This is a genomic window from Mycobacterium seoulense, assembly GCF_010731595.1.
Taxonomy (GTDB): Bacteria; Actinomycetota; Actinomycetes; order Mycobacteriales; family Mycobacteriaceae; genus Mycobacterium; species Mycobacterium seoulense.
The window spans coordinates 2,124,164-2,141,110 of record NZ_AP022582.1 but is presented as its reverse complement, the minus strand read 5'-3'; the positions used below and the strand labels follow the sequence as shown (position 1 = coordinate 2,141,110).

At 67.2% G+C, this 16,947-nt stretch carries 19 protein-coding genes and 1 pseudogene; 7 read left to right on the top strand and 13 right to left on the bottom strand.

The genetic code is table 11. The features are described 5' to 3' along the window. The first annotated feature begins 138 nt into the window (after window positions 1-138). Genes G6N37_RS09860 through G6N37_RS09850 form a run of 3 tightly spaced genes read left to right on the top strand, consistent with a single transcriptional unit; the run spans window position 139 to window position 2,212 of the window. Window positions 139-765: a TetR/AcrR family transcriptional regulator gene (locus G6N37_RS09860; RefSeq protein WP_163679302.1), complete on the top strand. Its 627-nt coding sequence runs from the start codon at window positions 139-141 to the stop codon at window positions 763-765. Further along, on the top strand, window positions 762-1,418 hold the full coding sequence (locus G6N37_RS09855) for an enoyl-CoA hydratase-related protein (RefSeq protein ID WP_163679299.1): 657 nt from the start codon (window positions 762-764) through the stop codon (window positions 1,416-1,418). Before G6N37_RS09860 ends, G6N37_RS09855 begins: the two co-directional genes overlap by 4 nt. Before the next feature lie 29 nt (window positions 1,419-1,447). Beyond that, entirely contained in the window at window positions 1,448-2,212 is a 765-nt protein-coding gene (locus G6N37_RS09850) for an Rv3717 family N-acetylmuramoyl-L-alanine amidase (RefSeq protein WP_163679296.1), read from the top strand. A 12-nt stretch (window positions 2,213-2,224) separates the two neighbouring features. Here the strand turns inward: G6N37_RS09850 and G6N37_RS09845 are convergent, their stop codons facing one another. Further along, entirely contained in the window at window positions 2,225-2,971 is a 747-nt protein-coding gene (locus G6N37_RS09845) for a cutinase family protein (RefSeq protein WP_163679292.1), read from the bottom strand. A 231-nt stretch (window positions 2,972-3,202) separates the two neighbouring features. Between G6N37_RS09845 and G6N37_RS09840 the strand changes: the two genes are divergently transcribed. Beyond that, window positions 3,203-3,400, top strand: coding sequence for an acyl carrier protein (locus G6N37_RS09840; protein ID WP_163679289.1), 198 nt, complete (start codon window positions 3,203-3,205; stop codon window positions 3,398-3,400). Between the two features lie 176 nt (window positions 3,401-3,576). Continuing rightward, entirely contained in the window at window positions 3,577-5,064 is a 1,488-nt protein-coding gene (locus G6N37_RS09835) for a flavin-containing monooxygenase (protein WP_163679286.1), read from the top strand. 60 nt (window positions 5,065-5,124) lie between these two features. Here G6N37_RS09835 and G6N37_RS09830 read toward each other — a convergent pair. Together G6N37_RS09830 and G6N37_RS09825 are read right to left on the bottom strand one after the other, a co-directional pair. Further along, window positions 5,125-5,895: pseudogene (locus G6N37_RS09830) on the bottom strand (lysophospholipid acyltransferase family protein); the annotation flags it as partial. Next, a complete protein-coding gene (locus tag G6N37_RS09825) occupies window positions 5,877-6,782 on the bottom strand; it encodes a glycosyltransferase (RefSeq protein WP_163679280.1) in 906 nt (301 codons plus the stop codon). The pseudogene G6N37_RS09830 and the gene G6N37_RS09825, both read right to left, overlap by 19 nt. 592 nt (window positions 6,783-7,374) lie before the next feature. Between G6N37_RS09825 and G6N37_RS09820 the strand changes: the two genes are divergently transcribed. Then, the gene (locus G6N37_RS09820) at window positions 7,375-10,257 is read left to right on the top strand and encodes an MMPL/RND family transporter (RefSeq protein ID WP_163684829.1); all 2,883 of its coding nucleotides are present in this window, start codon (window positions 7,375-7,377) and stop codon (window positions 10,255-10,257) included. A gap of 167 nt (window positions 10,258-10,424) precedes the next feature. Here G6N37_RS09820 and G6N37_RS09815 read toward each other — a convergent pair whose 3' ends face one another. The 6 genes from G6N37_RS09815 to G6N37_RS09795 all read right to left on the bottom strand — a co-directional run bounded on the left by G6N37_RS09815 (window position 10,425) and on the right by G6N37_RS09795 (window position 13,419). Next, a complete protein-coding gene (locus G6N37_RS09815) occupies window positions 10,425-11,009 on the bottom strand; it encodes a fasciclin domain-containing protein (protein WP_163679275.1) in 585 nt (194 codons plus the stop codon). 84 nt (window positions 11,010-11,093) lie between these two features. Continuing rightward, window positions 11,094-11,285: a hypothetical protein gene (locus tag G6N37_RS26185; RefSeq protein ID WP_232075367.1), complete on the bottom strand. Its 192-nt coding sequence runs from the start codon at window positions 11,283-11,285 to the stop codon at window positions 11,094-11,096. Window positions 11,286-11,383: 98 nt separating this feature from the next. After that, window positions 11,384-12,082 carry an anti-sigma factor gene (locus G6N37_RS09810; RefSeq protein ID WP_163679272.1) on the bottom strand — a complete coding sequence of 233 codons (699 nt, stop codon included), beginning with the start codon at window positions 12,080-12,082 and terminating at the stop codon, window positions 11,384-11,386. Then, a complete protein-coding gene (locus G6N37_RS09805) occupies window positions 12,079-12,642 on the bottom strand; it encodes a sigma-70 family RNA polymerase sigma factor (RefSeq protein ID WP_163679270.1) in 564 nt (187 codons plus the stop codon). Before G6N37_RS09805 ends, G6N37_RS09810 begins: the two co-directional genes overlap by 4 nt. 148 nt (window positions 12,643-12,790) lie before the next feature. Beyond that, complete coding sequence (locus G6N37_RS09800; protein ID WP_163679267.1) at window positions 12,791-13,111, bottom strand: DUF202 domain-containing protein; 321 nt, start codon at window positions 13,109-13,111, stop codon at window positions 12,791-12,793. Next, window positions 13,108-13,419, bottom strand: a complete 312-nt coding sequence (locus G6N37_RS09795; RefSeq protein ID WP_163684827.1) for a YidH family protein — start codon at window positions 13,417-13,419, stop codon at window positions 13,108-13,110. Before G6N37_RS09795 ends, G6N37_RS09800 begins: the two co-directional genes overlap by 4 nt. Before the next feature lie 74 nt (window positions 13,420-13,493). Between G6N37_RS09795 and G6N37_RS09790 the strand changes: the two genes are divergently transcribed. Further along, the gene (locus tag G6N37_RS09790; RefSeq protein WP_163679264.1) at window positions 13,494-14,204 is read left to right on the top strand and encodes a haloacid dehalogenase type II; all 711 of its coding nucleotides are present in this window, start codon (window positions 13,494-13,496) and stop codon (window positions 14,202-14,204) included. Here G6N37_RS09790 and G6N37_RS09785 read toward each other — a convergent pair whose 3' ends face one another. Genes G6N37_RS09785 through G6N37_RS09770 form a run of 4 tightly spaced genes read right to left on the bottom strand, consistent with a single transcriptional unit; the run spans window position 14,205 to window position 16,892 of the window. After that, entirely contained in the window at window positions 14,205-14,651 is a 447-nt protein-coding gene (locus tag G6N37_RS09785) for a hypothetical protein (protein ID WP_163679261.1), read from the bottom strand. Window positions 14,652-14,660: 9 nt separating this feature from the next. Further along, window positions 14,661-15,224, bottom strand: coding sequence for an ester cyclase (locus G6N37_RS09780; RefSeq protein WP_163679257.1), 564 nt, complete (start codon window positions 15,222-15,224; stop codon window positions 14,661-14,663). Between the two features lie 6 nt (window positions 15,225-15,230). Continuing rightward, on the bottom strand, window positions 15,231-16,529 hold the full coding sequence (locus G6N37_RS09775; protein ID WP_163679254.1) for a cytochrome P450: 1,299 nt from the start codon (window positions 16,527-16,529) through the stop codon (window positions 15,231-15,233). 21 nt (window positions 16,530-16,550) lie between these two features. Next, window positions 16,551-16,892, bottom strand: coding sequence for an MmpS family transport accessory protein (locus tag G6N37_RS09770; protein WP_174813810.1), 342 nt, complete (start codon window positions 16,890-16,892; stop codon window positions 16,551-16,553). Between the last annotated feature and the right edge of the window lie 55 nt (window positions 16,893-16,947).

The window sequence follows — 16,947 nt, the reverse complement described above, 5'->3', positions numbered from 1 at the left end:
TTCCCGATCGTCGCCCGCCGCCAAACGGGTTCGGGCGCTGTCGCGTGCCGGACGTGTTAAGAGTCTGCTGCGGGCGGGTGAATCGAAGGGGCACTTGCCTAGTTAGTAACAGAGCAGTCGCTCTGTTACTATGCCGGAATGCCGCGCCCACGGGTTCACGACCAGGACCAGATTCTGGATGCCGTCGAACGGTTGGCCGTGCGGTCCGGGCCCGCCGCGGTGACCATCAGGGCCGTCAGCGACGCGACCGGGGTGTCCAACGGCGCGCTGTATCACACGTTCGGCTCGCGCGCCGGACTCGTCGGGCGCGCCTGGCTGCGCGCCGGGCACCGATTCCTCAGCGCGCAGGGCGAATTGATCGACGCCGCGCCCGAGGAGGACGGCGTTTCCGCCGTGGTGGCGGCGGCCGAGGCGCCGGCGGTCTTCGCCGCAGGCCATCCGGAGTCGTCGCAGCTGCTGCTCACCGTGCGCCGCGAGCAACTGCTGGGGCCGGAGACGCCGCCCGACATCGCCACCCGGTTGCGCGAGCTGGACCGGCTGCTGGTGGAGACGATGATCCGGCTGGCCCGCCGCCTGTGGGACCGCAAGGACGCGGCGGCCGTCGACGTCATCACGATGTGCATCGTCGATCTGCCGACGGCGATCCTGTTGCGCCGCAACCGCATCAACGACCCGGACGCGCGTAAGCGATTGCGCGCCGCCGTCCACGCCGTGCTCGACGCCGGGGCGCCGCCACCCACGACCAGAAGAAGGGACACGACATGACACCGACACTCAGCTGGGACGACAAGATCGCGGTGCTGAACCTCGGCGAGGACGAGAACCGGTTCTCCCCGCAGTTTCTCGACGCGATCAACGGGCGGCTCGACGAGATCGAGACGGCCGGCGCCCAGGGGCTGGTCACCACGGCGGCCGGCAAGTTCTACACCAACGGGCTGGACCTGGACTGGCTGGGCGCGCACGCCGAACAGACCCAGTCCTACGTCGCGCGGGTGCAGGCGCTGCTGGCCCGCGTCCTCACCTTCCCCATGCCGACCGCCGCCGCGGTGACCGGGCACGCCTTCGGCGCCGGCGCCATGCTCGCCATGGCCCACGACGTGCGGGTGATGCGCGAGGACCGGGGGTTCTTCTGCTTCCCCGAGGTCGACATCCGCATCCCCTTCACCGACGGCATGGCCGCGCTGATCCAGGCCAAGCTCACGCCCCGCGCCGCGGTGGCGTCCATGACGACGGGGCGGCGCTTCGGTGGGGAAGAGGCCGCCGACTTCGGCATCGTCGACGCCACCGCCGCCGAGGGCGAGGTGACCGCGGCGGCCACCGACCTGCTGCGCCCGCTGGGCGGCAAGGACCCCGGCACGCTCGGCGCGATCAAGCAGACCATGTTCCGCGCTGCGGCGCGGGCGTTGACCGAGGTCTGAGCAGCAGCACTGATTGTTACCATCGCGCGGTGAGTGACCGCCCCGGGCTGGGATCCGTTTCCCGCCGCGACGTGCTGAGATTCGCGCCGGTGCTGCTCGGCGCCGGGGCCCTGATGACCGCGCCGCGCGCCTCCGCCGGGCTGGCCGGGACGGCCGTCTTCCTCGACCCGGGGCACAACGCCGTCAACGACGCCTCGATCAACCAACAGGTCCCGAACGGCCGGGGCGGAACCAAGGCGTGCCAGGCGTCGGGTGCCGCCACCAACGACGGCTACCCCGAGCACGCCTTCACCTGGGCCGTCGTGACGCTGATCAACGAGTCGCTCAACCAGATGGGCGTTCGCACCCAACTCTCCCGCGACAACGACAACTCGGTGGGCCCCTGCGTGGACCAGCGCGCGGCGGCGGCCAACGCCATGCGCCCCGATGCGATCGTGAGCATCCACGCCGACGGCGGACCGGCGGCCGGCAGCGGGTTCCACGTGAACTACTCGAGCCCGCCCCTGAACGACGTGCAGGCCGGGCCGGCCGTCCAGCTCGCCACCACGATGCGGGACGCGTTATCGCAGGCGGGTTTTCAGCCGGCCAACTACATCGGGTCGGGCGGCCTCTACGGCCGGGACGACCTCGCGGGACTCAACCTGGCCCAATACCCGGCGATCCTCGTCGAACTCGGCAACATGAAAAACGCCGACGACGCCGCGCGAATCCAAAGCCCCGACGGCCAAGCGAAGTACGCCGCCGCGGTCACCCAGGGGATCGTCGCCTACCTGAACGCCAAAGGCGCCCGGTAGCCGAGCGGTCGCTCAGCCGACGAAGCCCCTGACCGGCGGGGTGCCGCTGGTGCCGGCGTCGAGGTGGCTGGAGGCGAAGGCGACGCCCTTGTCGATCGTGGCGCCGTCGTCGGCGTAGGTGTTGTGTGCGGCGAAGTTCATTCCGTCGGAGCACACCGGGTCTTCGGTGGCGCAGACCTTGATGGTCTTGTCTTGATACGCCGGGCCGATGACGACCGGGGGTTCGCCGAGGAAGTTCATGGCGCGCACGTTGGGGGTGCCGAACAGCACGACCGAGGAGACGTGGCTGGCCACCGAGGGGTCCAGGGGCTTGGGCACGGTGTTGGGGTCGACGCCGTCGGGGACTGCGGGGGAGGTGACAAAGCCCATCACGGCCGCGCCCTGGGAGTAGCCGCCGAGCACCATTTTGGTGTTGGGGCAGTCGTGGGCCATCGAATTGATGTGGGTCGCGGCGTCTCTGATGCCGTCGATGCCGGTGTCCCATTGGTCGCTGGCGGGGTAGTTGACCGGGTAGACGTCGAAGGATTTGGTTCCCAGGCGGGAGTGCAGGGCGTCGACGAAGGCTTGTCCGGTGGGGCCGACGCCGGGGGCTTCGCCGGTGCCGCGGGCGAACACGACTTGGACGTCGGGGCATTGGGCGGCGGCGGTGGGTAGGAGGGAACCGGTCAGGGCCGAGGCGCCGAGGCCGGACGCCGCGGCGACTGCTGGAGCAACGAAACGGGCTATTTGACGTGCGATCATGCCGCAGGATGTGCCCATGCCGGGAGCCTCCCAAACTGTGCGTTTTCCGAACAATCGTTGTCGTTTCCTGTATACCGCTGCGCGGCGGCGCGCGCCGGATGAGGAGCGCGTGTCGACGCACCAAATGCGCCCATTTTATGGTCCCGCGCGAGACGCCGTCATCCGAAGTTACCTCGGATCGCCGTTTGACGCCGTCTCGCGGGGGTAGCCGGTCCGGCGGACACGCTGACGACTCGGAAAGGTGATGACATGGCCACGGGTGAAACAGGTTTCGATGACGTGACTTTCGACCTCATCTCCGTCCACTGCCACTCGCTGACGGCCGGACACGACTACGGGCAGTACGTGCGCGACGCGAAAGACGCCGGCATGGACGACGTCGCGTCCTTCTTCGCCTCTGGGGCAGGAGCTTTCGCTGCGCGGCGACCGTCGGCCGCACTGCCGTGACGCACGGCCACCGCGGCGCGGTCGAGTTTGCCAGCCTTCCGGGCCGATGTCGGCAAGGTCACATGCTGGCAAACGCGGGTGCGTCGCATGCACAGCGCTATTAGAATTCCGTAAGATTAGTGAAAGTTCTTTGTGTGTAAGCGCGGAGCAAGACCGAGTAAGCACGGAGCGAGGCTGTGAACACGGACCGTTTCGACGCCGTCATCGTAGGCGCCGGATTTGGCGGCATCGGCGCCGCGATCCAGCTCAAGCGCCTCGGGTACGACAACATCGTCATCCTCGAACGCGAGGACGACCTGGGCGGCACCTGGCACGTCAACCACTACCCGGGGATCGCCGTCGACATCCCGTCGACCACCTACTCGTACTGGTTCGAGCCCAATCCGGACTGGTCACGACTGTTCGCGCCGGGCGCCGAGGTCAAGAAGTACGCCGTCGACATCGCGGACAAGTACGACGTGCGCCGCTACATGCGGTTCAACACCACGGTGGAAGGCGCCCAGTGGGACGAGGACGCCGCGGTGTGGCGGGTGGGGCTGGCCGGCGGGGAAACCCTGACGACCCGCTTCCTCGTCACCGCCACGGGATTCCTGTCCCAGCCGCGCATGCCGGATATCCCGGGCGTCGCGGGCTTCGAGGGCAAGGTGGTCCACACCACCGCGTGGGACCACGACTTCCGCTACCAGGGGCGGCGCATCGCGGTCATCGGGACCGGGGCGTCGGCGGTGCAGGTCATTCCGGAGCTGGCCAAAGAGGCCCGGGAGCTGACGGTCTATCAGCGCACCGCAACCCACGTGCTGCCGAAGTTCGACTTCGAGTTCCCCATGGGGGTGCGTCGGCTGTTCGCCCGGGTGCCGGCGGCCCAGCGTGCGCTGCGGTGGGTGACCGACATCCTCCTCGAGATCATCATGGTCGTCGGGGCGCTGCACTTCAAAGAGTCCCGCGGGCGGGGCAACATTTCCGCCTCCGACCTGGCCAAGATCAACCGCTTCCGGTGGATCCGGGACAAGGAACTGCGCGAGAAGTTCACGCCGGACTACGACCTGGGCTGCAAGCGGCCGACCTTTTCGAACACGTTCTACCGCGCGTTCACCCAGCCGCACGTGCGCCTGGAGACGACCGCGATCGCGCGGATCGAGGCCGACGGCATCGTCACGGTCGACGGGCGTAAGACCGTCATCGACACCCTGGTCCTGGCGACCGGGTTCGACTTGTGGGAGGCCAACTTCCCGGCCATCGAGGTGGTCGGCCGCAAGGGCCGCAACCTCGGAAAGTGGTGGCGGGAGACCAGGTTCCAGGCGTACCAGGGCGTCACCATGCCCTACTTCCCCAATTACTTCAGCCTGGCCAGCCCGTTCGCCTTCTCCGGGCTGTCCTTCTTCCACACCATCGAATACCAGATGCGGCACATGGACCGGCTGCTCGGCGAGGTCAAGCGTCGCGGTGCGACGACCTTCGAGGTGACCGAAGAGGCCAACGACCGGTTCATGGAGCGGATGACCCAGCGGCTGGACAACACGGTGTTCTACTCCGGCAACTGCGCGACGTCGCGCTCGTACTACTTCAGCCCCAGCGGTGAGGCGTCGCTGCTGCGGCCGACGTCGACGTTGAACTCGGTGCGGGAAGCGGAGACGTTCCCGTTCAGCGATTACGTGATCGCCTAGCCCCACCTGCCACGGCCCGGGATAGCCGGCATTTTGCCCGCTTCCGGCAGCCGCCTAGGCTTCCGTCGGCCAATCGGCCAGGGTGTCCAGATACAGCTGGCGCACCTCGGCGATGCGATCGGCCAACGTGTCGAGCGTCCAGTCGTCGACGGGGATCGGCGGCAGCACAGCGACATCCACCGTGCCCGGGTTGATCTCCATGGAATCCCGCGCGGCGATGATCTCCGCGTTGCGGATCACGATCGGCACGATCGGAATGCCCGCGGCCATGGCGATGCGGAAGGCCCCCTTCTTGAACGGCCCCACCCCGGTGGTCTCCAGCGCGGTGCCTTCCGGGGCGATCAGGATGGACAGGCCCTCCTTGGCGCGCTCCTCGACCTCGTGCAGGGTTTCCACGGCCGCCGCGGTGTCCTCTCGGTCGAGGAACACGCCGTCGTTCAGCTTGAGCAGCGTCCCGATGATCGGGTCGCGGGCCAGCTCCTTCTTGGCGATCTTGATCCAGTTGTCGCGGACCAGCGCGGCGGCGATGAAGGGGTCGACCCGGTTGCGGTGGTTGTAGAGAAACACAGCGGGGCGCTGGGCCGTCAGGTTCTGCGCGCCGACGACCGTGAACCGGATGCCGTTGGTGGCGAGCAGCGCTTGCGGCCAGGTGGAAGCGAAGAAGTTGAGGCCGCGCCGTCGGCTACCGCTCAACAGGCCGACCCCCAGCGCGCCGGCGGCGAGCGGGACGGCCAGACCGAATCCGGCTACCAGCGCCGCCTGCCTGCGGACGCTGCCGGCAATGTGGCTGCCGAGCGGCGCGGTGATCGCCGTCATGCGCCGCGCAACAGCTCGCCGTTCGGCGACTCGTCGCCGCCCCGGTCGCTGTTCCTGCTGCGCAGCTTGCCTCGGACCTTCGACGAGGTGAACCGTCGGTTGTCCTCGTCGTAGAAGAACCGCATCGCGCGGAAGGGGAAGTACAGCAGCAGAAGGGTGGTGATGGCCGTGTACGCGGCGGGGCTCTTGATGCCGTGCAGGTCGGTCGTCCGGGTGTAGCGCGTGACATACCGGTAGAAATCCCGCGGCGACGATTCCACCCGGCGGGCGGACATCGCCGCGACCATGCCCGGTTCGTACGCGATCTCGAAGTCATTCTTGAACAAGGTCAGGGCGAGATCCACGTCTTCATGCAGGCGGTCTTCCAGGTCCAGCTGCGTGCGGTGGCGAACCGACTTCCACGCCTGGGCGCGAATCGCCATGTTCGCACCGATGAGGAACCGCTCGTTCTTTGCGTACTTGTGCACCTGGCCGCGCAGCCTGGAGTCGACCCAGAACAGGAAGCCCCGCAGCGGCATGTCGTGAAAGCCGATGGGTCCGCTCGCCGCGTCGATATCCGGATCCTCAAACCGGCGTCGAATGGTCTCGACCCAATCCTTGGCAATGACGGAGTCGGCGTCGGTCCGGGCAATGATGTCGCTGCGCGCGTGATCGAAACCGTGGTTGCGCGTCGGGGCAATGCCCTGATGCTTGTTTTGCTCGAGTAGCTGGATGTCGACGTGCGGGTTCTCGGCCTGGTACCGGCGCACGATGGACGCGGTGTTGTCGGTCGACTTGTTGTTGACGACGATTATCTCGTCCGGTGCCGAAGTTTGGTCGATGCACGATGCCAGGCATTTGCCTATATAACGTTCCTCGTTATAGGCGGGAATGACGATGGTGACGGAAGGCTGTTGAGGCATTGCTCAGAGACCAATCTGCGAAGGCGCAGAAACGGAATCCGGCATTGGCCCCGACTCTGCACCGGTGGAACTTACGCGCCGAATCGCCTGTCGTGGTTAATTCGCCACGCTCATTGATTCGGACCCTATGGCAAAGGTGGCCCAGTCTGCCTCCGGATATCGCTGTTTTCTCGAAACCTTAACCCCCGAAGGGCGCCTTGTTCAACACATGTCTATGTTGAACACATGAGCCAGGAGTGTAGTGCGGGTGGTGGCCATCCGCTCGGTTTCGGCGACCGGTCGCCTCGGCGGTCACTGCCGGTGGGGGTGCGCGAAAGCACCAGCAGCGCAGCGGGACTGGTGACTTTGGTCAGGCTAACCTCGGCAGTCCGGGTCGCCGGCATGACGCCGGTTACCGGCCGGATGGCGCGGCTACCGCTGCTGGGGGGCCGCGCCGGAGGCCGACAGTCCGGCGATTATTCGATTTGCGGGCCGTCACCTCGCGTCGTAGCGTACGTTCACTGGCGTAAGAAAACATCACCAAAGTCGACGTCGGCGCCGGGCTGTATCGAGTGCGTTACCACAAACCCCGGGGCAAAGGGCAATAACTGAAATCCGCGTGACCATTAACCGCACGGTGGGCACACACCAGGAACGGCCATTGATCGCGCGCGCCATCCGCCGGCTTTCGATCCCCATCATCCTCGGGTGGCTGGCAATCACGGTCCTCGTTACACTCTTTGTCCCGTCGCTGGAAAAGGTCGGACAAGAGCACTCGGTGTCGATGACGCCCGACGAAGCGCCGTCGATACAGGCGATGAAGCGGATGGGCAAAGTATTCCGGGAATCCGATTCCGACAATGCGGCGATGATTGTCCTGGAGAGCGAACAACCGCTCGGTGACGACGCCCACAAATACTATGCCGCTCTGATTCGCAAGCTGAAGGACGATTCACGACACGTCCAGCACATCCAGGATTTCTGGGGCGACCCCCTCACCGCCGCGGGTGCGCAAAGCGCCGACGGCAAGGCCACGTACGTCCAACTCGACCTCGCCGGTAACCAGGGCGAGGCCCTGGCCGCGGAATCGATCGACGCGGCGCGAGAGATCGTCGCGCGAACGCCCCCACCGAATGGGCTCAAGGTCTACCTGACCGGGCCGTCGGTGCTGATCGCCGACATGCACTCCAGCGGCGACAAGTCGCTCGTCGTGATCACGGCGACGACCGTCGCGGTGATCTTCGTCGTCCTGCTGGCCGTGTATCGGTCGATCGTCACCGTCGTGCTGCTGCTGATGTTGGTGGGAGTCGAGTTCGTGGCCGCGCGGGGGACCGTCGCGCTGCTCGGAGACCTCGGCGTCATCGGGTTGTCGACCTTCGCCATCAACCTGCTCACGTCGCTGGGCCTGGCGGCGGGAACCGACTACGGGATATTCCTGCTTGGCCGCTACCAGGAGGCACGGCAGGCCGGCGAGGATCGGGAAGCGGCCTACTACACCACCTACCGTGGGGTCGCCCACGTCATCTTGGGCTCCGGCTTGACGATCGCGGGCGCGACGTTCTGCCTGAGCTTCACGCGGTTGCCCTATTTTCAATCCCTCGGCATACCGTGCGCCGCGGGCATGCTCGTCGCGGTGGCCGCCGCGCTCACGCTGGGACCCGCCGTTCTCACCGTGGGCAGTCGCCATCGCCTCTTCGACCCCAAGCGGATGATCAAGGTTCGCGGCTGGCGACGGATGGGCGCCGTGGTCACCCGATGGCCCGGACCCGTCCTGGCGGCGACGTGCGGGATAGCCCTGGTCGGCCTGCTTGCGCTGCCCGGCTACCGGACCAGCTACAACGACCGACAGTATGTTCCGGGCTACATCCCGGCCAATGCCGGTTACAGCGCGGCGGACCGCCACTTCTCCCAAGCGCGGATGAAGCCGGAGATCATGTTGGTCGAGGCCGATCACGACATGCGCGACACCGCAGACATGTTGGTGTTGAACAAGTTAGCCAAAGGCGTTCTCGCCGTGCCGGGTGTGTCCCGGGTTCAGGCGATCACCCGGCCGGACGGAACGACGCTCCCGCACACGACGTTGCCGTTCATGATCAGCGTGCAGAATGCCGCCCTGGTTCAGAACCGCTCCTTCGAGGAGCAACGCATGGATGACCTGCTCAAGCAGGCCGACGAGCTGGCCAAGATGATCGACATCATGCAGCGCATGTACGACGCGATGTCGCAGCTCGTCGCCACGACTCATCACCTGACCGGTGAAACCCACGACATGCAAGCCATCACTGCCGAATTGCGCGATCGCATATCGGATTTCGAGGACTTCTTCCGTCCACTGCGCGGCTACTTCTACTGGGAACGGCACTGTTTCGACATCCCCGTCTGCTGGTCGCTGAGATCGGTCTTCGACGCGCTCGACGGCGTCGACGAAATCAACGACGAGTTAAGGGATCTGGTCGCCGACCTCGACAAGATCGACGTGCTCATGCCCCAGATGCTCGCGCAGATCCCCCCGATGATCGACAGCATGGCGAGCATGCGGACCATGATGCTGACGATGCACAGCACCATGTCCGGGATCGTCGGACAGCTGGCGGCGAGCAGCACGGACCCCAGCGCCATGGGGCAGGCGTTCGACGCAGCCAAGAACGACGATTCCTTCTACCTGCCACCGGAGGTCTTCGACAACCGAGACTTCAAGCGCGGCATGGAAATGTTCTTGTCCCCGGACGGCAAGGCCGCGCGCCTGTTCATCTTGCACCGAGGTGACCCCGCGACACCCGAGGGCTTCGCCCGGGTCGACGCCATCAAGACCGCGGCCGAGGAAGCGCTGAAGACCACCCCGCTGGAGAACGCGAAAATCTCCCTCGGCGGCACCGCGGCGGTATTCAAGGACATCTCCGATGGCGCCAAATACGATCTGATGATCGCGGCGATTTCCTCGCTCTGCCTCATCTTCGTCATCATGCTGGTGATCACGCGCAGTTTCGTCGCGGCCGTGGTGATCGTGGGGACGGTGGCGCTTTCGCTGGGCGCCTCCTTCGGGCTTTCGGTGTTGTTGTGGCAGCACATCATCCGAATGGAACTGCATTGGCTGGTGCTCGCGATGTCGGTGATCATCCTGCTGGCCGTGGGATCCGACTACAACCTGCTCCTGGTCGCCCGGTTCAAGCAGGAGATCGGCGCGGGCCTGAACACCGGGATCATCCGGTCGCTCGGGGGCACCGGCAAGGTCGTGACCAACGCGGGTCTGGTGTTCGCCTTCACGATGGCATCCATGGCGGTCAGCGAACTACGGGTGCTCGGCCAGGTCGGCACGACGATCGGCCTGGGCCTGCTGTTCGACACTCTGGTGGTGCGCGCGTTCATGACCCCGTCCATCGCCGCACTGCTGGGCCGCTGGTTCTGGTGGCCGCTGGCGGTGCGTCCCCGCCCCGCCAGCGCGATGCTGCGGCCGACGGGGCCTCGGCCCGCGGTGCGCGCACTGCTGGGCGACTAGCCACATCCGCCGCACCCGCCCCCCGCAGGTGTGCGGCCGACCGTTAGCCCGCCTCTGAGCGACAACGTCGGCGCGGGGCCGGATGTCGCTGTGAGGCGGGCAAACAGTGGGTCACTTCTCGGAGGGGCTGGTGTGGCGAACGTGGCTGACAGGCGTGCGATTACGCATTACGCCGGCGGCATCAGCACCGTGTCGATCATGTACACGGTCGCGTTGGCGGTGGGCACGCCACCGCAGACCAGACCCGCGTTGTTGACCCTGAGGCCGTTGCCCTGGCCGGTCACGGTCACGTTCGCGCCTTGGACCGTCTTATGCGAGCCGGCGACCATCGTCGGACTCAACTGGCCCGGCACCACGTGATAGGTCAGGATGCTGGTGAGCAGCTGCGAGTCGGTCTTGAGCTTGTCGACGGTGGCCGCCGGAAGCTTGCTGAATGCGGCGTCGGTCGGTGCGAAGACCGTGTACTGGCCGTTGTTCAAGGTATCGACCAGGTTGACGTTCGGGTTCAGCTTGCCCGACAGTGCAGCCGTCAGGGTGGTCAGCACCGGATTGTTGGACGCCGCTACCGCCACCGGAACCTGCGACATTCCTTGCACCGACCCCGGGCCGCTGGGGTTGGCAGCCGCGTAATCAGAGCAGCCGGGGCCCACCAGATCGGCCGCCGCCGCGGTCGGAGCGGTCACCACACCCAGACCCAGCATCGCCGCTACCGCGAATCCTTTCGCTGCCACCGACGTCATGTGTGCTTTCATCGCGTTTGACTCCCTTGATTGGTCCGACATTTGATGAGTGATTCGGAGCCCGACCACCTTCGGATTGGTGCAGGGGTAAAAGTTTCAGCCGTACGTGAACGAATACACCTGCAGCGCTTGGTCGGCGCGCACCTCGAGGGTCCCCGGTCGCAGCTGCCCGCCGGAGACGATTTGGTGCGACGTCGGCGATCCGCTGATCGGAATACTCCGCCAAAGCGGGTTCGGTCTCGGCCTGGCGCTGGGCGTGACCTTGAGGTCGTTGCCCTGACCGGCCACGGTCAGCTTGGCGCCCTGCAGTCGCCGGTAGCGCCGCCTTTCGACCGGACAGGAGTGATTCGGAGACGACGAGGCCGCGGACGGGTCAGGGTGGAGATTCAGCCAAGGGGCAATGCAGCCAGTATCGTTCCGGTCGGCTGTTTCGACCCGGTACCGGGTTCGACGGTGAACGCGAGTGTGGTGGACGATCCGAGGTTGGTGAGCGTGGCGGTGGTCGACGGCGCCACGGCCGCCGTGCTCATCGTCCCGGCCGACGTCGGACCCTTGTCGCCCAGCAGCCACATTTGGTAGACGGTCCCGGGCTTCGGCGGCGGGACGTTGTTCATCACCAGCACACCGGCGTTGCGGTCGTGGGAAAAGACAACGGTGGCAGTGCCATTGCCGAGCGGGCCGGAGACGGTGCGCACGTCCGGGGCCGCAAAGACCTGCTCGGCGATGGTCGACGGCGGGTGCGGACGCATCAGGATCCCGACGCCGAATGCGGCGGCGCCGACCACCACCGCTGCCGCCGCGGCCGCCAAAACCGCGGTGCGCCAACCGTACTTGCGCTCATCGGGGGCAGGTATCGCCGCCAGCGTCGCGGCCCGCAGGCGCGCCGGCGGTTCGACGGCCGTCGTCGCCGAGACGACCGCCATCGTCTCGCGGATGGCACGGACTTCATCATCGAAGGCCGCCGCCACCGATCGCGGCGCGGCCGCCACTTGCCGCTCGATTTCGGCGCGCTCCTCATCCGACACGGCATCCAACGCGTATGGCGTTGCGAGCTCGAGCAATTCGAATTCGTTCGGTTCGGTCATGGCACTTCCAGGCAGTTACGCAGGGCGCGCAGCGCGTCGCGCATGCGTGACTTGATCGTCGACAGATTCGCGGCCAGCCGGTCCGACACTTGGCTGTAGGTGAGTCCGTCGTAATAAGCCAACTGGATACACTCCCGCTGCGTGTCGGTCAACGCGCCCAGGCATTCGGCGACGCGGCGGCGCTCGTCGCCGGCGATCGCCGAATCGGCGACGACGTCACTGGCGGGGTCGGCGCTGGCGGCTGCGTAGCGGGAATCCCGCCTGCCCGACGCTTCCTCGGCGCGCACCCGGTCGACGGCCCGCCGGTGCGCGATGGTCAGCAGCCAGGACAGCGCCGAGCCCCTGGCGGCGTCGTAGCCGGGCGCTGTACGCCACACCTCGTAGTAGACCTCTTGGGTGGTCTCCTCGCTGTAGCCGGAATCGCGCAGCACCCGCATCACCATTCCGTACACCCGACTCTTGGTGAGGTCGTAAACCGCGGCGAACGCGTCGCGGTCCCCGCGCGCGACCTTGTGCAGCAGCGCGTCCAGGTCCTCGCTGGGCGTGGGCGGTCCCGTCATCGATCGGTAGCCTAGCGCCCGGCGCGCCCCCGAAGACCCGATCCCGGGGCCCTGCTGCGGCGACTCGATGCCGCAGCGGGTCGGCGGTTTGCCCGCAGCTGTCCACTCCCGTAATTCGTTGCCGACGACCGGGCGGATGACGTTCGTCCTAGATCAGCTGGGCAAGCGCCGTGACGACGGTGAGCGCAAGCACGGCCATTCCGATGATGTGCACCTGGCGCCGGGGGGTGAGCCGCTGCGGGAGGGGCCGCTGCTGCAGGGTGTACTGGCGGTGGACGGCGATCACGAACGTACCCAATGCCAAGGCGCCGGCCAATGCGGCGGGGATCAGCCCCGTCGGCCCGACCGAGCCGTGGAGGTTCCTGATCATCAGCAGGGCGCCGTTGGCCAGGAACGCGAACGACGTGCGCGTCCACGCCAGCGTCGTCCGTTCGGCCTGGCTCCCGCGATCCGCCGACGAGTCGCTCAACCGATGACCGCCTTCGCGATCACCAACGCGAGCGCGACGAGCCCGACCACGGTCAGGCCCACCGCCAGGTAGGTCGGTGAGGGGTGACGGGGCAAGGGGTCGCCGCGGCGCATGGCGCGATCCGCCTGCCGCCAGCGCAGCAGCCCCATCCCGCTGGTGAGGACGGCCAGCACCGCGAGCCCCGTCCCGAGCACGCGGCGGGCGCCCGGGACGGTCAGCTCGGGGACCAGCTGCACGAGGGCCACCGCCGCGGCGAGCAGGCCCAGCGCCGTGCGCTGCCAGGCCAGGAATGTCCGCTCGTTGGCCATGGTGAACCGGTAGTCGGGCTCGTGTTCTTCGGCTCGGTCGGCCACCAGCACATCGTAGATTCCTGCGCAGGGGCATGATGGCGCGTGTGGTCAAGGCGCTGCTGTTCGACGTGCAAGGGACGGCGACGGACTTCCATTCGACGGTGTGCGGGGAAGCGCGGCGGATCGGCGCCGGCCGCCACCCGGACGCCGACTGGCCCGACGTGGTGCGGCGTTGGCGCGCAGCCTACTTCGCGACGCTGGACGTCGCCGAGCGTCGGGGCAGCTCATGGGTGCCGGTCCACTCGGTCTATCGCCGCGCGCTCGACCGCGTCCTGGACGAGCTGGGCATCGGATTCTCCGACTCCGAAAGGGACGACCTGACCCTGGCCTGGCGGCGGCTGACGCCCTGGCCGGACGTGGTGCCCGGGCTGACACGCCTCAAAGGCGCCTACACGCTGGCCACCCTGTCCAACGCCGACGTGTCGGCGGTCGTCGAGATCTCCAAGCGCGCGGGCTTGCCCTGGGACGCGATCTTCACCGCGGAGATGGCCGGGGTGTTCAAGCCCGACCCGGCGATCTATCGGATGGCCGCGACCTATCTGGGTATGGACGCGGGCGAGATCATGATGGTGGCCAGTCACAAGTACGACATCAGCGCCGCCGGGCGGCTCGGGTTCCGGACCGCGTTCGTCGCCCGCCCGCTGGAGTTCGGCGCCGACGGCGAGGCCGACGTGACCTATTCCGACGAGTTCGACGTCAACGCGTCCGACTTCCTGGACCTGGCAGCGCAACTCGGCTGCTGATCAGCGATGCGCCGATCCGGTCAGGGGCCGGCCGTTGGCGGACTGTAGCAGGCAGATGACCGTGCTGGGCGTGGGATTGGCCCCGGTGCGGTCCTGATTCGAGTCGATCAGGTAGGTGATCGAAAACGGGCTGCCCTCAACGGGTCGGCCGGTGTACGGAGCGAACCCGGCGGCGCAGTCCCGGTTTGCGACGCCGGCGACCGCGGTGTCGACGGCCATCGGGGCGCGCAGGTACACCTCGGCCAAATGCGCCGTCGCACAGTCGACTACGGTGACGGTCACCCGGCTCAGGTCTGGCGGGGGCAGGTCGGCCACGCACTCGCCGGCCTGCAGGTCGATCCACTTCACGGTGTGCGAGCCCTGCGGAAACGGCGCGGCGGTGGCCGTCGCGCACCAGCCCAACGCCACCAGGGCGGTCAGGCCGCATACCGGGTAAAGCGCCCGCATGCACGCAGTTTAGGCACCCGCGAAGGCCGGTGGCACGGTATTCGTCAGCGCCGGATCCGGTTTGTCCGACGACATCGACAGGAACCCGCGCGCGCAGCGCGCGGCCAGCAGCCAATTGGCGGGCTTCTTCATGTCCAGCCCGCCGAGGAGCTGTTTGATCATGGTCAGCGTGTCGAAGTAAATGCGTTCGCACACAAGCGTTTCGGTGTCGTCGAAGACGAAGTATGCGGTCATGCGGACCCGGAACCGGCTGCCGGTGGGCGGGACCTTGCCCAGGTATCCCAGATGGGTGCCCATCAACCAGAACTCGACGATCACCGCGTCGGCGCTGTGCCGCAGCGCGATGATCTCGTGGTCCTGGTCGGGAAAGGCGGTGCGGGTGTAGGCGTAGTAGTCGCGCACCGCGGTGTCGCCGTCGTGCACGATCATCTGCGGGATCAGCTCGTAGCGCGGGTGGGGGAAGGTCGACAACACGTCGTCCCAGTCCTGGCGCACCTCGTCGTGGAAGTGGTCGAGCACGAGCTTCTGCCGGGCGGCGAGCACGTCGGGGGCGGGAAACGCGGGAATGGTCACGGGCTGCTAACCGCGCGGCGGGGTCCAGGCGACCGGCAGCGTCTTGATGCCGTGGATGAACTGCGACAACAACCGCGCGGGTTCGGCGGTCGCGACGAGATCGGGTATCTCGCGGCGCAACTCGTCGAAGACGACCCGGATCTCGCGGCGGGCGAGGTTGGCCCCGAGGCAGAAATGCGCCCCACCGCCGCCGAAACCGAAGTGCGGGTTCGGGGTTCGCGCCAGGTCGAAGAGCCACGGGTTGGCGAACGTCGATTCGTCGCGGTTGGCCGAGTTGTACCACAGCACCGCCTTGTCACCCTCGGCCATCTTGGTGCCACCGAGCTTGAAGTCGCGGGTCAGGGTCCGCCGCATGTAGACCACCGGCGAGGCCCACCGCACGATCTCCTCGACGGCCGTGGGCGCCAGCCGCTCGAAGTTGGCCCACCACTTGTCCCGTTCGTCGGGGTAGCGCGACAGGGCCAGCACGCCGTGGCTGATCGCGTTGCGCGTCGTCTCGTTCCCCGCCACCACCAGCAGGATGAAGAAGGACGCGATCTCCGCCGACGAGAGCCGCTCGCCGTCGACCTCGGCCTCGACCAGGCTGGTGGTGAGGTCGTCGTGGTGGTTGACGCGGCGGTCCTCGGCGAGCGCGGTGGCGTAGGCGCCGATGTCCATCGAGATCTTCAGGAACTCGTCGAAGTCGGTCGTCAGGTCCGGGTCACCGAACCCGAGAATCACGTTGGTCCAGTGGAAGATTCGCTGATGGTCGTCCTCGGGGATGCCCATCATGTCGCAGATGATCTGCAGCGGCAGCGGTCCGGCGAGCTCGGTGACCAGGTCGGCCTCCCCGTCGGGATGGTTGGCGATCAGCGACGCGACCAGCCTGCGGGCGCGCTCGCGCACCGACGCCTCGATGCGCGCCACCACCTTCGGGGTGAACGCCCGGCTGACGATCGAGCGCAGCCGCTGGTGGCGCGGGTCGTCGAGCACGATCATCGACCCGAAGTACTCGGCGATCTCCGGCGCGTTGTCGTTGACCGTGATGTTCGGGGTGGAGCTGAAGATCTCCGGGTGACGGCTGGCGAAGTGCACGTCGTCGTGTCGGGTGAGCGACCAGTAGCCCTCGCCCGCCTCGAATCCCTCCATCTCGATCGCGGGCCAGAACGAGAGCGGCGCCTCGCGGCGCAGCGTGGCGAACGCGCCGTCGCGGAAGTCGTCGTCGAGACCCCAGAAGTCGAGCGAGTCGAGGTGGATGTCGGAGAGCGGGACCTCCGGCGGAGGCGCCCCGTTCGTTCGTGTCGCGATACCCGTCTTGAGACTCACCGAGAACCTCCCGCAAAACCGCTAGTGCGCACAGACCGTCCTGCCGCCCGCCGATTGCGCGTCGGCGACCACGTTGCCGTCGAGCAGAATCCGGCAGCGCAGGGGGCCCGCCCCCTGCGCGCTGATCACGAACACCTGGCCCCCGAACGAGGTGAATTCCGTCGACCAGGGCAGCGGCACATTGACCTGGTGCAGCTGACCGGCGTCGGTCTGATACGAGATGTACTGGGCGACGGCGCCGCCGGTCACCTCGTACCGGGCCTGCGGCATCTGGGGGATGGCGTGGGCCACGCCGGGGACGGTCCCCGCGCACCCGACACCGACGGCGAACAGGATCGAAAGCCCGCGCACATACTTGGTCATGATTTGCATCGTGTCACCACACGCGGTGCTACGGAAGCTTTCCGCCCAGACGAAG

Bases quoted from the DNA above. Each gene is read 5' to 3' on its own strand.
- G6N37_RS09825 (WP_163679280.1), bottom strand. From the start codon at position 6,782: ATGCCTCAACAGCCTTCCGTCACCATCGTCATTCCCGCCTATAACGAG.
- G6N37_RS09770 (WP_174813810.1), bottom strand. From the start codon at position 16,892: ATGACCAAGTATGTGCGCGGGCTTTCGATCCTGTTCGCCGTCGGTGTC.
- G6N37_RS09795 (WP_163684827.1), bottom strand. From the start codon at position 13,419: ATGGCCAACGAGCGGACATTCCTGGCCTGGCAGCGCACGGCGCTGGGC.
- G6N37_RS09815 (WP_163679275.1), bottom strand. From the start codon at position 11,009: ATGAAAGCACACATGACGTCGGTGGCAGCGAAAGGATTCGCGGTAGCG.
- G6N37_RS09805 (WP_163679270.1), bottom strand. From the start codon at position 12,642: ATGACGGGACCGCCCACGCCCAGCGAGGACCTGGACGCGCTGCTGCAC.
- G6N37_RS09785 (WP_163679261.1), bottom strand. From the start codon at position 14,651: ATGCGGGCGCTTTACCCGGTATGCGGCCTGACCGCCCTGGTGGCGTTG.
- G6N37_RS09810 (WP_163679272.1), bottom strand. From the start codon at position 12,082: ATGACCGAACCGAACGAATTCGAATTGCTCGAGCTCGCAACGCCATAC.
- G6N37_RS09855 (WP_163679299.1), top strand. From the start codon at position 762: ATGACACCGACACTCAGCTGGGACGACAAGATCGCGGTGCTGAACCTC.
- G6N37_RS09840 (WP_163679289.1), top strand. From the start codon at position 3,203: ATGGCCACGGGTGAAACAGGTTTCGATGACGTGACTTTCGACCTCATC.
- G6N37_RS09860 (WP_163679302.1), top strand. From the start codon at position 139: ATGCCGCGCCCACGGGTTCACGACCAGGACCAGATTCTGGATGCCGTC.
- G6N37_RS09845 (WP_163679292.1), bottom strand. From the start codon at position 2,971: ATGGGCACATCCTGCGGCATGATCGCACGTCAAATAGCCCGTTTCGTT.
- G6N37_RS09790 (WP_163679264.1), top strand. From the start codon at position 13,494: ATGATGGCGCGTGTGGTCAAGGCGCTGCTGTTCGACGTGCAAGGGACG.